We start from the raw sequence: 14,071 nt of genomic DNA, 5'->3' as shown, positions 1-14,071 counted from the left end.
CTGAATGTCGATCCGGCCTAGTGTCGCGAACGCTCCCGCCTGGGCGGTGCGGAGGGCTTTTTGGCGGTGCTGCACGGGAAGGCGTCGCGCAGCGCGTCGCGCACGACGAAGGCCGGGGCGGCATTCTCCTTCTTGTGCTTGCGCAGGTATTTGCGCGCGGCGGCCAGCACCTCGATATTGGAGGCGCGGGCCGGCGACGGGCAGATCTGGCGGGCCAGCGACAGCGTGTCGAAGACGCCTAGGATATAGCCCGTGCAGAAATTGGAGGTCGGATCGTTATCCTTACCGCGGCATTGCTCGACGAGCTGGCCGGTGGTCAGCGCACTCACCACCACCGGTCGGTCCGCCGCGGCGAGCAGGGCAAGCGTGAGCATCAGCATGAACGGTCCTTCGCATCCGCGCCCGACTTAGGCGGTCGCACCGAGATAGGGCAGCAGGCGCAGCCGGGGGAAGACGTCGTCGACCGGGCGGGTGTCGGGCAGGATGTAGACGATGCCGCCCTTCTTCTGGAACAGCGGCCGCAGCGACTTGGTATAGAAGCTCGTGCCGACGTTGATGCAGCCGAAGCTGATCCGGTTGTCGTCGGGGGATGGTGACAGCAGGCGGGCGACGCGGTGCTCGCTCTTGTGGGTGGTGATCACCGCATGCAGCGCGACCGAATTGGCGTAATCGACCCACAGCACGCGCTGGTTGCCGAAGGCGCGGCCGAACTTGGCGACGAACCGCCCCGCCGGCGTCGTCCGCTCGGCCGGGCCGATCTCCTCGAGCCGCTTGGCGCCGACCCCGGGCGAGGAATCGTCGCCGACGCCGATGCCGAGCAGCACCGGCGCCTCGCCGACCAGCTCGCCCTTGCCGCTGAACAGGAAGAGCGTGGCGGTCGGCTTGTCGATCACCGCATAGGGCAGGCCCTTGTTGTCCTGCTCCGCGGCGACCCAGGCGATCACCCGGTTCGCGGCCTCCGAGCGCGGCAGCACCGGCGCGGGGACCGGTGCGACGATATTGGCGGCCTTGGGCGGCTTGACCGCCTTGGCGGTTTTGCCGGTCTTGGTCGCCTTCCCGGTCTTAGGGCCGGCCTTGGCGGGCGCGACCTTGCGCGCGACCGATTGCGGCGCATTCGCCGCAACCGGTGCGCTCGGCGCGAACGCCAGCAGCGCGGCCAGCGCCGCGCGGCCGAGGCGGGACAGCCCTGTCGACACGATATCCTTGTTCAGCAGAGCTGTCCGGCGATGGTGCGATTAACCGCGAGGACGGCGCGCGCGCTGCTGCGCCTGCTGCTGCACCTGCTGGTCGAGGCCATCGACGCGGCCATTGAGCTGGTCGATGCGCTGGCCGTTCTGCTGCGCCTGGCCGGCTGCGGCCTGCGCCTGGGCGAGCGCCTGGCCCGACGTGCCCTCGACGGTGCGCAGGCGGCCATCCATGCCGTCGATGCGCGTGTTCACGGTGGCGATCTGCTCCCGGACGAAACCCTTGGTGGCGCAACCGCCCAGCGCGGTGGCCCCGACCAGGACCAGGACGACCGCAGAAGATTTGGGGAAATTCAGACGCATGTACTCACCTTTCCAACGTGGATCGCAGCAGACAGCTCAGGCTGGGCGCCCATTGACAATCGATATCAGGCAAGACGTGCGTGTTCTGCGGCGGATGTCGAGGCCCATCCGGGCCGCGTCACCCGGAAAAGCCTCGTCCGCAAGTCACAGCACAGCATCTTTTATCCTGCTGTTACAACGGCCTTAACGTTCGGCCGGCAGGATCGTTGCACACGTCCGATCGGTTGATCGCGATCAAGTCATTCGTGCCGCCCGGCGCTGTTTGTCGCATCGCCTCCGCCGACGGGAAATGATAATGGTTGTTCGGGATTAGCTCCCCGCAAAGGAACCGATAGTGCCCGAGGGGCGAGAGGTCAGTGCCCTGCTTCGGAAGGCGAGCGAAAGTCTCGGCGCCGCGCGGTCGATCACCGCGGTCGTCGAGGCGCTGCGGCTGACCGCGCGCGACGCGCTCAACGCCGAGGGGATCGCGGTCGTCCTCAAGGACGGCGACCAATGCTATTACGTCGCCGAGGATGCGATCGGGCCGCTGTGGCGCGGCAAACGCTATCCCGCCGACAGCTGCATCTCGGGCTGGGTGATGCGCCATCACGAGACGATCGTGATCGCCGACGTGCCCGGCGATCCGCGTGTGCCGCAGGACGCCTATCGCAGCACCTTCGTGCGCAGCCTGATCATGGCGCCGATCGGATCGCCCGAGCCGGTCGCCGCGCTCGGCGCCTATTGGTCCGAGCCCGGCGACCATGGCCCCGAGGTGATCGACCGGCTGCAGATGCTCGCGCAGCTCGCCGGCACCGCGATCGAGAATGCGCGGCTGATCCATGCGATGGAGGAAAGCGAGCGGCTGCGCACGCTGACGCTCGACGCCGGCCGGATGGGCACCTGGGCGTTCGACGCGGTCACCCATCGGCTCGATACGTCGGAGATGTGCCGGGCGAATTTCGGCCGCGATCCCGCCGCGCCCTTCACCTATGCCGAATTCCAGGCCACGATCAGCCCGGAGGATCGCGACCGGGTGCGCCGCGCGATCGAGCGCAGCATCGCCGAGCGGCGCGACTATCAGATCGAATATCGCATCACCACGCCCGCCGGCGACGAACGCTGGATCGAGGCGCGCGGCCGTCCCGCGCTGCTGCTGGGCGGCGGGGTCGAGGGCATGGTCGGCGTGACGCTCGACATCACCGAGCGCAAGACAATGGAAGAGACGCTGCGCCGCGCCGCAAGCTCGCTCGAGCAGCGCGTGGAGGAGCGCACCCGCGAGCTGGTCGAGACGCAGGAGGCGCTCAAACAGTCGCAGAAGCTGGAAGCGATGGGCTCGCTGACCGGCGGGGTCGCGCATGATTTCAACAATCTGCTGACCCCGATCATCGGCAGCCTCGACATGCTGCACCGCCGCCAGATCGGCGGGGAGCGCGAACAGCGGCTGATCGCGGGCGCGTTGCAGTCGGCGGACCGCGCGCGCACGCTCGTCCAGCGCCTGCTCGCCTTCGCGCGCCGCCAGCCGCTGCGGCCCGAACCGGTCGCGCCGTCGGCGCTGATCCTCGGCATGTCGGAGCTGATCGGCACCACGCTGGGGCCGCAGATCCGCCTGCACCTCGATATCGCGCCCGACCTGCCGCATGCGATCGCCGATCCGCAGCAGATCGAGATGGCGCTGCTCAACCTCGCGGTGAACGCGCGCGACGCGATGCCGGGCGGCGGCCAGCTCACCGTCTCCGCACGCGCGGCGGAGGCGCCTGCCGCAGCGGGGATGGCGCCCGGCCGCTACGTCGTCATCCGCGTCACCGACACCGGCACCGGCATGGACGCCGACACGCGCCGGCGCGCGGTCGAACCCTTCTTCTCGACCAAGGGCGTCGGCCGCGGCACCGGCCTCGGCCTGTCGATGGCGCACGGGCTGGCGTTGCAGCTCGGCGGCAGCCTGACGATCGACAGCACGGTCGGCGAGGGCACGTCGGTGGCGCTGTGGCTGCCGGCCAGCGCCGCGGTCGAGGCGGTGCGCGCCGTGCCGAGCGTCGCCGCGGCCGCGGTCGCCGGCACCGTGCTGCTCGTCGACGACGAGGATCTGGTCCGCGCCTCCACCGCCGACATGCTCGTCGACCTCGGCTTCGAGGTGGTCGAGGCGCGCTCGGGCACGGAGGCGCTCGCCCGCCTCGCCACCGCGGGAGCGTTCGACCTGCTCGTCACCGACCATCTGATGCCCGGCATGACCGGCGTCGAACTGGCGCGCGCGGCGGTCGGCCGCCAGCCTGGGCTGCCGGTGCTCGTCGTCTCGGGCTATTCGGATGCGGTCGGCCTCGCGGCTGATCTGCCGCGGCTCGAAAAGCCGTTCCGCCAGGCCGATCTGCTCGCCGCACTGACCGGCGTGCTGGCGAATGCGGGACTGGACACCGCCGCGGCGCGGCAGTTGGCCCACTCATAATGGGTGCATTTACCGATCGTTAAGGAATATGCGTCAGGAACACTGACGCTCGGTGCCCCCCAAGGCTGAGTGAATGCCTCGCCCGACGCCTTCCAGGCGCGGCGAGGCGTTGTTCGGGATCGGTCCGGCCATGCCCCGCGACAGGTGCGATAGGTCCGCCACACACATCTTTAACATATTGAGTTTATGGTATTCGCATGAGATTCCTCGTGCGAGATTTCCAGGAAGAGGCGCGGCTCGACGCGCTGACGCAACTCAAATTGCTCGACAGCCCGCCGAGCGAGAGCTTCGACCGCATCACCCGCATGGCCAGCCAGATCTTCGGCCTGCCGGTGGCGGCGGTGTCGCTGACCGACCGCGACCGGCAATGGTTCAAGTCGCGCGTCGGCATCGATCATTGCAGCATCCCGCGCGACAAGGCGCCGTGCGCGCAGGTCGCCGAATCCAACGTGCCGCTGGTCGTCGAGGATCTGCTGGCCGACCCCTTCTACGCCGACAGCGTCCTGGCGCATGCCGGCACGCGCTTTTACGCCGGCGCGCCGCTGATCACCAGCGACGGCTATGGCCTCGGCGCGCTGTGCGTGCTCGGCACGTCGCCGCGCACGGTCGCCCCCGCCGAGCTGGCGTCGCTGGTCGATCTTGCCGCGATGGTGATGGCGCAGATCGAATTGCAGCATGCGTTCGGGCGGATCGATCCGATCAGCGGCCTGCCGACCCGCCATCAGTTCCGCGACGACCTGATCGACCTCGGCCGCGACCATGACGGCGAGCCGCGGCTCGCGGTGGTGGTCGACCTTGCCCGCGACGACCAGATCAGCCGGATTACGCACGTCATGGGCAGCGCCCGCGTCGACGAGCTGATCCGCGAGGCCGCGCAGTCGCTCACCAAGGTGCTGGAGGGGCGCACCGCCTATCACGTCGGGCCGGCGCAATTCGCCTTCCTGGCGCCCCCCTTCGTCGAGCTCGACGCCTATTGCGACGAATTGCGCGCCGGTTTCGAGACGATCCGCCGCTCGTCCTCGGCGCGTTTCATCACCAATGTCGCGATCGGCGTCCGCCCCTTCGTCTTCGGCGACGTGTTGCCCGACGACATCCTCCGCGGCGCCGCCAGCGCGGCGCAGGACGCGCGCGGCACCGATGGCGCGGTGGCGCTCTATTCGGCGGCCAACGACACCGCGCACCAGCGCCAATATCGCCTGCTGCGCGACTTCGGTGCGGCGCTGGAGGCCGGCGACCAGCTGCGGCTGGTCTATCAGCCGCGCGTCGCCCTCGCGACCGGCCAGTGTATCGGTGCCGAGGCGCTGCTGCGCTGGCGGCATCCGCGGCTCGGCGAGATCTCGCCCGCCGAATTCATCCCGATCATCGAACAGACCGCGATGGCGCGGGCGACCACCCAATGGGTGCTCGATGCGGCGATGGACCAGCTCGCCGGCTGGGGCCGCACCGGCCTGGTGCAGGCGCTGTCGGTTAATATCTCCGCCGCCAACCTCGCCGAGGTCGATTTCGTCGAGCGCGTCCAGCTCGGCCTGCTCAAGCGGGGCCTGCGCACCGACCAGCTCGAGATCGAGCTGACCGAAAGCGCGATCATGGCGCAGCCCGACCAGGCGCTCGCCATGCTGCGCGAGCTCGCCGCGGCGGGCATCTGCCTCGCGATCGACGATTTCGGGACCGGGCACAGCAGCCTTGCCTATCTCCAGCGATTGCCGGCGCGCGTGCTCAAGATCGATCAGGCCTTCGTCCGCAACCTGACCCGCGCCGAGGGGCCCGATTTCGTCCTGGTCGAGACGATGATCGGCCTTGCCAAGAAGCTCGGCTATCGCGTCGTCGCCGAGGGCATCGAGACCCCCGAGGCCGCGGCGGTGCTGGACCAGCTCGGCTGCGACGAGGCGCAGGGCTTCTGGTTCGCGCGGCCGATGGAGGCCGTGAGCTTCGCCGCCTGGCTGGTCGATCGCGGCGACCGGCGCGCCATCGTCGGCGGCTAGGCGGATCGACATCCGAGCGTCGGAAGGAAACGCCCCCGCCAGCGCAGGGCTATCCCATATGGACGGCCGTCTGGGTCCGCCGCCTTCTCATCCCGTCACCCCGGACGTGTTCCGGGGTCCACCCTGCGGCGGGGAGAAAGGCTCGATGGGACACCGTCCCCTTGCGGCCCGGTGGACCCCGGAACGAGTCCGGGGTGACGAATAAGAGGAGGATGCCGATCGATTTCGGGCGCCGCGCGGCAACCATCCGACATCGGAACGGTTTGTCTTTGACGTGTAATCTCAAGTAGATAGCGGGAATACCGATATGCCGCACGTCTTGATCATCGAGGATTCCTATCTGTTCGGCCAGTTCGTGTGCGATGCCGCGATCCTCGCCGGCGCGCGCACCGTCGAGGTGGCGGAAACCCAGGCCGAGGCGGAGCGCGCGGCGACGCGGTGCGCGCCGACGCTGATCGTCGCCGATGTCGAACTGCGCCAAGGCACCGGTGTCGCCGCGGTCGGGGCGATCACCGGTGCGGGCGGCGATATCCCCGTGCTCTACGTCACCGGCCATCCCGAAGGGTGCAGCGATTGCCCGGCCGGCAGCGCGGTGATCCAGAAGCCGGTGTCGCACGACCGGCTGCGCGATTCGATCCGGCAGCTCATCGCCATCGCGCCGGCGCCGTCGCTCGCCCATTGATCATGGCCGGCGGGCGCCCGCCCGCCCGTCTCAGAAGGACAGTTGCACGCGGCCGACGAACCGGTCGCCGGCATGGCGCGCATCGGCGAACGGCCCGAACGCCTCCGCCCGCGTCACATCGGTGCCGAGATAGTCGAGGCCGACGGTCAGCCGGTCGCGGCGATGCTCCACGCCGAGCCGCCAGTCGCTATAGCTGCCGCCCGGGCGCAGCCGCTCGGCGCGCAGCGGGTCGCTGACGCTGCCGGACGAATGGCCGAGCCCCGCGAGCACGGTGAACGGCGTACCGGGGATGCCGGCATTGGCGTCGGCGCGCAGATGGACGTTGCTGCCGCCGATCGCGTCCTGCGACGGGGCGAGCATGACGCCGAGCGTCGCGTAGATCGGGCCATAGCCATAGCCTGCGGTCGCGCCGAGCTCGACATAGTCCATCCGCCCGCGCGCGCCGGCGAACAGATGCCCGGTCGCGCTGGCGTTGAGCCGCACTGCGCCGACGTCCCAGCCGGTACCCGCGGTCAGGTCGACGACCGCCTCGGCGCCGGCGTGCCGCGGGCTGTCGCGCAGCGTCACTGCGCGCGCCGTGCCGTCGATCGCGCCAAGCGACCCGCGCACCTCGCCGGCGAGCGCGGCACGGCCGCCGCTCCAGCTCAGCCCGCGGCGCACCTCGTCGCTGCTCACCTCCGCGGTCGCGGTCACGCCGGCCGCGGGCACGTCCTGCGCCGCGGCGGGCGTGGCGCACCCCGCCGCGACGAGGCCGAGCATCACGCCATAGCGCTGGATCATCCGGTGCGTTCCGGGCCGTGCAGCCGGTCGAGCTCGGCGCGCAACGCGGCGTGATCCTCCTGCGCCAGCGTCACCAGATGGCGCTTCATGTCGCCGGCGCGGCTGGCGACCTCCTCGCGGATCGCGTCGCGGTTGGTGCTGCACCAGCCCGGCCGGGTGCCGGCGATCGCGGGTGTGCTGTCGAGGCGGCGGGTCATGCTGGTGCCGCTGGTGCCGACCGCGTGGCGCGCGACCGTCATCGTCGCCGCCCAGTCGCAGCGCAGCGTCGAGGCGCGGCCGCCGCCTACTGCGGCGCCGACCTGCTTGTGGTGGATCGCAACGTCGCCGCGATAGCTGACCGCGACGCGGCCGCTATGGTGTTCGAGCTGCGTCTGGTGATCCACCGTCATGCCGAGCGCGGCACCGGCGGCACCGAGCGCCAGCCCGGCGATCAGAACAGAAGCCATCGTGTCTCTCCTTGCGGCATCCCGGCCCGTCCCGGCCGGTGATGCGGATCATGCGGGACCATGGCCCTTATAATCGCGATGCGCGCCGTGGGTTGCGGCACGGGCGGGCGCGCAACAAAATGTAAGACGGGCGCAGCGTCCGCCGATCCGGGACGCGGATCTATGCGGACGACGTGCCGCAGACGCCTGCCGGCACGCGCCGGCATCGGGTCAGTTCGATGAGCGTGTTCACCACGGTGGAGTTGAGATAGGATTGGCTGCTTGAGCAGACGCTGAAAATCTCGTGCAGTTCATGGTAGGACATCGTGACGTTCTGCTCGCAGATATGGTTGCACAGGCAGGTCAGCGCATGGGCGATCTCGTCGCGCTGCACGTGCTTCAACGCGGACTCGACGCGCCAATCGTCCATCCGGCCCTTGAACGTGGTGCCAAGCGCATGGATCCGTTGGGGAATGGTGCTCACCGCGGGCATCTTTCAGAGCATGGTTGGGCTGCGTTGCAACTCAGGCGACCGGTTGTTCGGCGCGCGCCCGGTCGGCGCGTTGCCGCTCGCCGAGCGTCGCGAAGATCGCGGCCTGGTCGAGGTGCGCGCGTCGGCGGTCGCGGCTCGGCGCGCGGGCGGCCAGGTCGAGCTCGGCCTGAGCCAGATGGTCGTAATCGATCGGCGTGGACGGGTCAGACACGGGAGATTCCTTCGCAGTCGCAGCATGCGGATGGTAAGCTACGAACAAACAAGCAGAATGATGCAGTGACACGGCTCAGCCGAGGCGAAACGAAACGGATGCCGGCCCAAAGGACCGGCATCCGCCGTGTGTCTGCCATGGCGTCCGCCCGGTCCCGGGGTTTTCCCCAGGACCGGGCATTCGATCAGAACCGCAGCCGCACGCCCGTCGAGATGCTCTCGCGGTGGTCTGCGCCGTCATCGACGGGCTGCTGGCCGTACCGATAACAGGAAAGCCGGTTTTTAAAGGTAGTTCGGCCGAAAACTGGCATCGCGGTACGGTTGACCGCCGGGGTGCGGGCCCGGCCCCATTGCCGGCGTTGCAGCGACCTAGACGCACGCGCCGGATCGCCCCGTTTCGAGACGTGAGGCATCCGCAATGCGTGGCGGAATTCCGTGCGTTTCGATAAGCATGGCCCAAGCAAGGTGAGGCGTTTGCGTGCTGAGATTTCTCTGCCGGCACGGCATCCACCGCTGGCGGCACAAGCCCGCCACGGCGAGGGTCGGGACGACGATTTCGAGATGTGGTCGCTGCAATGCGGTGCGCGTCACCCATGCCAAAACAACAAAAGATTCACGTACCCCTTGAACCCCTTTCCCAAATTGGTACGTTAACCTTTCATAGCGAAAACGCTGGGAGAGGTTCTGATGCGTATTTTCAATTATCCCGAAGCCGAACGTCACCCGTTCGGCGCTCATGGCATCCTGATCGCGCTGCCGATCGCGGCCGCGCTCTGGGCCGGGATCATCGCCACCGTATTCTGAGTGTCGTTCGCGGTGCGGCCTTGCCGGCTGTGCCGCGGCGTCGCGAGGTGCGACAGGCGCGGCTTTATTTCCGCCGGCGTTTCCGCGGATCGGCCGGGCGTCCTATGATGGACGTATGAAAATAGGCAGCGCCTCCTCGGCGGTTTTCGCCGATCCGCAGCAACTCGGCATCATGCCGGTTGCGCCGGTCTCACCCGTGCCGGCGAGCGACGACGCGCCCGACCTCGGGATTGCCGACCCCAACACCATCGATCCGCAGCAGCCGCATCCGCCCAGCCCGCACAAGGTGTCGGATGCGGCCGAGACGCTCGAGACGCTGCGCGCGGCGAAGCGCGATGCCGACGCCGCCCGCGCGCATGCCGCCCAGAAGCTGCAGGATCTCAAGGCGCAGCTGCATCTGGTCGAGGTGCTCCATGCCGGCGAGCCCGGCCGGCACATCCAGGCGGTGACGCAGATCGCGCGCGAACTGGCCGCCTCGGTTCAGGAGTTCATCAGCGTCGGCGGGACGCCGTTCGATCTCGGTGCGATCAACATCGATCCGATCAAGGACACCAACCCGCCGAAGACGGTCAACCCGACCGATCCCGCGGTTTTGGTCGTGGCGGCTGCGGTCGCTGCCGCGCCGCGCGGCGACGTGCAGCAGGCCGCCGCAGCCCAGGCCGCCATCGCGCAGCACGAGGCCGAGGCCGCCGACCTGAGCAGCGCCGTCACCAAGGTGAGCAACGTGACCAGCGTCGCGGTCACCGTCGGCGAGGATCCCGACGCCGCCTTCGCCCGCGACGCACGGATGCTCGCCCGCGACCTGAAGGCGAGCGTGCGGCGCCGCAGCGAGCAGGATGGTGACGACCGCGACGCTGCCGCCGACGAGGTCGATCGGGTGCTCGCCTCGGCCACGGATGCGCCGGCGGCTTTACCCGCGCTCTGATCCTATAGGGGCGGCGTTCATCCGGACCTGCCGCTGATCGGAAAGCCGTCCGGGTCGGGCAGGCCAAGCGTCACGCCGGACTCAGACCAACGTCGGCGAGGCCATCAACGGCGCGTTGTCGCTGCGCGTCGCCTGGTGACGGACGAACGGGCCGCCGGCGGGTGCCGGCGACCCGTTCCCTGGGACGCTGGATCGATCGCCGCGATCAGGCGGCGCGGTACATCTTGATCCGGTAATTGGTCGTGTCGGTGCCGGCGGCATTCTTGTTCGGCCCGACGACGAAGGTGATCACGTCGCCCTGTTTGAGACTGATCCCCTTGAGGCTCATGTCGTAATGGCCGTTGAAGATCGTCGTCAGCACGGTCTGCGAATTGACCACGACCTGGACGTCGATGCCATCCGCGGACTTGGCGTTGACGTCCCACACCCCGCTGATGTCGAACTTGCCGTCATAGGGGGAGGTGTAGCGCAGGATCGCCTTATAGGCATCGGGCGACCCGCCGGTGTTATAGTCGACCGGGCTCAGCGTGTTGGCGTTGATGTTGAACGGGCGCAGCCAGTCGATGCCGATATAGGGCATCCAGTCCGAGCTCGCGACCTCGCCCCCGCCCTGCGTATAGGCCTGGGTATAGGCCTGCGACCGCACGCCATAGGCGAAATAGGTCCACGGCCCTTCGAACCTGCTCGACCCGTCGAGCGCATTGGTGAAGTCGAACTGGTCGTAGCTGTCGGCGACGAGCTGGCTCGACCCGAGCACGACGGTGTCGCCATAGACCAGCGGCGCATCGCTGACGATGATCGTCGGCGACTTGGCGTCGATCGTCGCCGGCTGGGCGATCTCGACCCCTTGCGAATTGTAGAATTTCGCATTGCCCTTGACCGTCAGGCTGCGCGGGTCGCCCCAGACGACCATCGCATTCTGGCCGAACTGATAGGCATAGACGAAGGGATCGGTGGCGATCCGCCGCCCGGCGCCCCTGGCGAGCACCTGCGTCGCCATGACCTTATAGCCCTGCCCCGGCGGCAGCACCGCGCCCGAAAAGGAGGCAAGCGCGACGTTCTTGTACCAGATGTTGTTGGGGCCGCCCTGCTGGCGCAGCGCATACCAATCGGCCTCGGCGACGCCCGCGCTGGCCATCACCGCGACGCTCTTGACCAGATAGTCGGCGGTGTCGACGACGCTGTCGACCTCCTTGGCGAATTCGGTGACGTGGATCGGCCGGGCGTTGGCGCCCATCGCCGATTTCAGCACGGTCAGCTGCTTGTCGAGCTGTTCGGGATCGGTCGTATAGGGATGGACGACGATGCCATCCATATAGTTGAGACCGCCGAGCGCGAACAGCGGCTTGAAATAGCCGACCGGGATGGCGAGCGCCGCGCCGCCCAGCACCTTGACGTCGGGATGCGTCGCCTTGACCGCGGTGTAGACCGCCTTCAGCGTCTCGAAATAATATTTCTGGCGCGCCGGATAGCCGTCGTTGAGCACCGGGCCGCTGACGAAGTTGAACGCATTGTATTCGTTGGCGACCTCGATCGACTTGACGCGCGGGAAATGGTCGAGCGTGGCGACGATCAGCTTGGCATAAGCGGCACGGCCGGCGTCGGTATAGGGCGTCTGGCCGCCGTCGTAGAGCGGATTGGTATTGTCGAACAGCAAGGTGACGGGGAAGCCGCCGTCGATGACGTTGTTGATCCAGCTCACCTTGGGGGAGGTGAACTGATAGACGCCGGGCGACTTCTCGATCTCGGTCCAGGCGACGCCGTCGCGCACCGCTGCCGAGCCGATCGACTTGGCGGTCTGCAGGATCGAGAAGTCCCAGGTCTGCTGGCCGAAGGCGGTGGCCGTGCCGAGGATCATCGTATTGGGCGTGGTCGCCACGGGTGTCGGCGTCGGTGTCGGTGTCGGAGCCGGGGTCGCGACGGGCGTCGGTGCGGCCACGACCACCACGCCGGACGAGCCGGCCGCGGTGTCGCTGGCGGCGCCTCCGCCGCCTCCGCATCCACCGAGCAGCAGCACGCCGCACGCCGCAAGAGTCATTCGGAAGTTCAGCATGACGATCCAACTCGAGATTGTTCTCAAGCTCTTAGCCATGGCGGAGTTAAATATCGGTTGCGGTGCGGACCGTTGCGGTTCCGCCGCACCGCAAAAAAATCGAGCTATGCCTGGTAGATGCCGGCGTCGCGACGCGTTCGGCCAGCGGCGACCTTCGCCGACCACTCGCAACCGGGAGTATCTCCTTGCTTAAATCCGTCATTCTGGGCGCTTCGACCCTCGCCCTCGTCGCCAGCCCGATCGCGGCGGCCAATGCCGCCCCGACCACCGTCGCGCCGACTAATGCGGCGAGTGCGCTGTCGCTGTCGTCCGCCCATCGTGCCGGCGCGCCCGCAGGCAAGTCGAGCAAGCTCGCCGGTGCCGGCATCGGCCCGATCTCGGCCGCGATCATCGTCGCCGGCATCGCCATTGCCGCCGGGGTGCTGATCAGCGACAAGGAAGACGACGATTCCGACAGCAACTAAGCTGTGACGCACCACCCCGTCCGTCATGTACGGCGGGCGGGGTCGGTCGCGTGCGGCGCTGTGCCGACGCAAATCTGTCCCGACGCAAAGCCGTCCGACGCAAAAAGGGCGCCCGGCTTGCCGGACGCCCCCCAGTACGGGCTGGGCTTGGGACCAGCCCGGCCTGACCCGGAACTTCGCCGGCCGTCAGATACCGTTCGACAGGTTGGTGTCGGGGTCGTTGGTGCGCATGTCGTCGGCCTGGTTCTGGCCGGTCGCGCGGACGGCGTCCGCCTTGTTCTCGAGGCTGGCTTCGGCCGCGTCGTTGCTGACGTTGTCCGCGGCGTCTTCCAGATTGTCGGCGACCGCTTCGCTGTTCGCTTCGATATTGTCCGCGGTCTGTTCGCGCGGGCTGGAATTGCACGCGGACAGGCTGGCCAGACCGGCCGCCATGGCGAGAACCACCATCTTCTTCATCGATTGTACCCCTGTTATCGAACGGCTTGAAAGCCGAAGGGGGTTAATCGCCAAAGCCCGGCTTGGTTCCGTCAGGAGCTGCGCTGGATACCGAACCAGCGCGCCGGGTCCTGCCCGGACTGGACGCCGATCCAGCTATAGGGAACGTCGCGCCACATCCGGATGCCCTCGGCGCGGCTGTCGAGCACCAGGTCGCCCGAGCCGGTGCGCGCGACGAGCACGACGTGCAGGCCGATGCGCCGCGCATAGCCGACCGCGAGGAACAGATTGTCGGGCGGGAAGCCGGCCCTGATCAGCTCCAGCCGCTTTTCGAGCGCGATATCCTCGCAATCGCCGACCGCGCGGCGGCCACGGCCCGAAGGCGTCCACAGTTCGGCGCGGCCATAGGCGCGCAGGTCGCTCTGCTGGCGGACGTGATGGTTGACGGTGCGGTTGACCTGGTCGAGCAGGCGCAGGTCGTCCGTGATCTGCGTCTCGCCCGCCCAGGGTGCGTTGGTGCACAGGTCGGGCCGCGTCTCGCACATCACCGCAAAGCCGCGCGGCGGGGTGATCGGCTGGGCGAGCGCGATGTACAGGTCGGGCCGGCTGGCGCTCGCCGGGGTGGCGAGCGACGCGGACAGCGCGACGGCGAGGCCGGCAAGCCAGCGCCCGATGGCGCCGGTGGAGCGGAGGGCCGGGAGACGGCCGATCGGAAGGGGCGCGGTGATCATCTCGGCCCGCAGGGTAGCGGGGGAAGGTTAAGAAAATTCCTACGCCGTCCCGGGAAAGGACGCTGCGATGCCGTGAACCGCGCGTCGGGCCGTGCCGGGCAGGTGACAATAATCGCGATGT

General features: G+C 68.4%; 15 protein-coding genes. 5 read left to right on the top strand and 10 right to left on the bottom strand.

Going from position 1 to position 14,071, the window contains the following annotated elements:
• Window positions 1–17: 17 nt before the first annotated feature.
• The 3 genes from HD841_RS18620 to HD841_RS18610 are packed head-to-tail and all read right to left on the bottom strand — an operon-like array spanning window position 18 to window position 1,547.
• Window positions 18–380, bottom strand: coding sequence for a Rap1a/Tai family immunity protein (locus tag HD841_RS18620; RefSeq protein WP_179510400.1), 363 nt, complete (start codon window positions 378–380; stop codon window positions 18–20).
• Window positions 381–407: 27 nt separating this feature from the next.
• A complete protein-coding gene (locus HD841_RS18615) occupies window positions 408–1,196 on the bottom strand; it encodes a hypothetical protein (protein WP_373563072.1) in 789 nt (262 codons plus the stop codon).
• A gap of 39 nt (window positions 1,197–1,235) precedes the next feature.
• Window positions 1,236–1,547, bottom strand: coding sequence for a hypothetical protein (locus tag HD841_RS18610; RefSeq protein WP_179510399.1), 312 nt, complete (start codon window positions 1,545–1,547; stop codon window positions 1,236–1,238).
• A gap of 334 nt (window positions 1,548–1,881) precedes the next feature.
• Between HD841_RS18610 and HD841_RS18605 the strand changes: the two genes are divergently transcribed.
• From HD841_RS18605 to HD841_RS18595, 3 genes are all read left to right on the top strand, one after another.
• Window positions 1,882–3,966, top strand: a complete 2,085-nt coding sequence (locus tag HD841_RS18605; RefSeq protein WP_218845657.1) for an ATP-binding protein — start codon at window positions 1,882–1,884, stop codon at window positions 3,964–3,966.
• A 197-nt stretch (window positions 3,967–4,163) separates the two neighbouring features.
• On the top strand, window positions 4,164–5,948 hold the full coding sequence (locus tag HD841_RS18600) for a putative bifunctional diguanylate cyclase/phosphodiesterase (RefSeq protein WP_179510398.1): 1,785 nt from the start codon (window positions 4,164–4,166) through the stop codon (window positions 5,946–5,948).
• Window positions 5,949–6,255: 307 nt separating this feature from the next.
• Window positions 6,256–6,630, top strand: a complete 375-nt coding sequence (locus HD841_RS18595) for a response regulator (RefSeq protein ID WP_179510397.1) — start codon at window positions 6,256–6,258, stop codon at window positions 6,628–6,630.
• A gap of 30 nt (window positions 6,631–6,660) precedes the next feature.
• Here HD841_RS18595 and HD841_RS18590 read toward each other — a convergent pair whose 3' ends face one another.
• The 4 genes from HD841_RS18590 to HD841_RS18575 all read right to left on the bottom strand — a co-directional run bounded on the left by HD841_RS18590 (window position 6,661) and on the right by HD841_RS18575 (window position 8,539).
• Window positions 6,661–7,410, bottom strand: coding sequence for a TorF family putative porin (locus tag HD841_RS18590; RefSeq protein WP_179510396.1), 750 nt, complete (start codon window positions 7,408–7,410; stop codon window positions 6,661–6,663).
• The gene (locus HD841_RS18585) at window positions 7,407–7,856 is read right to left on the bottom strand and encodes a hypothetical protein (RefSeq protein WP_179510395.1); all 450 of its coding nucleotides are present in this window, start codon (window positions 7,854–7,856) and stop codon (window positions 7,407–7,409) included. The genes HD841_RS18590 and HD841_RS18585 overlap by 4 nt, the downstream gene beginning before the upstream one ends.
• 160 nt (window positions 7,857–8,016) lie before the next feature.
• Window positions 8,017–8,319 (bottom strand): MafI family immunity protein, encoded by a 303-nt coding sequence (locus HD841_RS18580; RefSeq protein WP_179510394.1) that lies wholly within the window; start codon window positions 8,317–8,319, stop codon window positions 8,017–8,019.
• 40 nt (window positions 8,320–8,359) lie between these two features.
• Complete coding sequence (locus tag HD841_RS18575; RefSeq protein WP_179510393.1) at window positions 8,360–8,539, bottom strand: hypothetical protein; 180 nt, start codon at window positions 8,537–8,539, stop codon at window positions 8,360–8,362.
• A 918-nt stretch (window positions 8,540–9,457) separates the two neighbouring features.
• Between HD841_RS18575 and HD841_RS18570 the strand changes: the two genes are divergently transcribed.
• On the top strand, window positions 9,458–10,267 hold the full coding sequence (locus HD841_RS18570) for a hypothetical protein (protein ID WP_179510392.1): 810 nt from the start codon (window positions 9,458–9,460) through the stop codon (window positions 10,265–10,267).
• Window positions 10,268–10,472: 205 nt separating this feature from the next.
• Here HD841_RS18570 and HD841_RS18565 read toward each other — a convergent pair whose 3' ends face one another.
• On the bottom strand, window positions 10,473–12,305 hold the full coding sequence (locus HD841_RS18565; RefSeq protein ID WP_179510391.1) for a hypothetical protein: 1,833 nt from the start codon (window positions 12,303–12,305) through the stop codon (window positions 10,473–10,475).
• A gap of 200 nt (window positions 12,306–12,505) precedes the next feature.
• Between HD841_RS18565 and HD841_RS18560 the strand changes: the two genes are divergently transcribed.
• Window positions 12,506–12,784 (top strand): hypothetical protein, encoded by a 279-nt coding sequence (locus tag HD841_RS18560; RefSeq protein ID WP_179510390.1) that lies wholly within the window; start codon window positions 12,506–12,508, stop codon window positions 12,782–12,784.
• A gap of 186 nt (window positions 12,785–12,970) precedes the next feature.
• Here the strand turns inward: HD841_RS18560 and HD841_RS18555 are convergent, their stop codons facing one another.
• Window positions 12,971–13,240, bottom strand: a complete 270-nt coding sequence (locus tag HD841_RS18555; protein ID WP_179510389.1) for a hypothetical protein — start codon at window positions 13,238–13,240, stop codon at window positions 12,971–12,973.
• 71 nt (window positions 13,241–13,311) lie between these two features.
• Window positions 13,312–13,950 (bottom strand): transglutaminase-like cysteine peptidase, encoded by a 639-nt coding sequence (locus HD841_RS18550; protein WP_179510388.1) that lies wholly within the window; start codon window positions 13,948–13,950, stop codon window positions 13,312–13,314.
• Between the last annotated feature and the right edge of the window lie 121 nt (window positions 13,951–14,071).

The organism is Sphingomonas melonis (assembly GCF_013409985.1).
Taxonomy (GTDB): Bacteria; Pseudomonadota; Alphaproteobacteria; order Sphingomonadales; family Sphingomonadaceae; genus Sphingomonas; species Sphingomonas melonis_A.
Note: the sequence above shows the minus strand (reverse complement) of the source record. Positions and strands in the feature narration are given on the sequence as shown.

What these genes read in the sequence shown, in the direction of transcription:
- HD841_RS18610 (WP_179510399.1), bottom strand. Translation starts at nt 1,547, where the DNA reads ATGCGTCTGAATTTCCCCAAATCTTCTGCGGTCGTCCTGGTCCTGGTC.
- HD841_RS18585 (WP_179510395.1), bottom strand. Translation starts at nt 7,856, where the DNA reads ATGGCTTCTGTTCTGATCGCCGGGCTGGCGCTCGGTGCCGCCGGTGCC.
- HD841_RS18620 (WP_179510400.1), bottom strand. Translation starts at nt 380, where the DNA reads ATGCTGATGCTCACGCTTGCCCTGCTCGCCGCGGCGGACCGACCGGTG.
- HD841_RS18550 (WP_179510388.1), bottom strand. Translation starts at nt 13,950, where the DNA reads ATGATCACCGCGCCCCTTCCGATCGGCCGTCTCCCGGCCCTCCGCTCC.
- HD841_RS18590 (WP_179510396.1), bottom strand. Translation starts at nt 7,410, where the DNA reads ATGATCCAGCGCTATGGCGTGATGCTCGGCCTCGTCGCGGCGGGGTGC.
- HD841_RS18565 (WP_179510391.1), bottom strand. Translation starts at nt 12,305, where the DNA reads ATGACTCTTGCGGCGTGCGGCGTGCTGCTGCTCGGTGGATGCGGAGGC.
- HD841_RS18595 (WP_179510397.1), top strand. Translation starts at nt 6,256, where the DNA reads ATGCCGCACGTCTTGATCATCGAGGATTCCTATCTGTTCGGCCAGTTC.
- HD841_RS18570 (WP_179510392.1), top strand. Translation starts at nt 9,458, where the DNA reads ATGAAAATAGGCAGCGCCTCCTCGGCGGTTTTCGCCGATCCGCAGCAA.
- HD841_RS18600 (WP_179510398.1), top strand. Translation starts at nt 4,164, where the DNA reads ATGAGATTCCTCGTGCGAGATTTCCAGGAAGAGGCGCGGCTCGACGCG.
- HD841_RS18555 (WP_179510389.1), bottom strand. Translation starts at nt 13,240, where the DNA reads ATGAAGAAGATGGTGGTTCTCGCCATGGCGGCCGGTCTGGCCAGCCTG.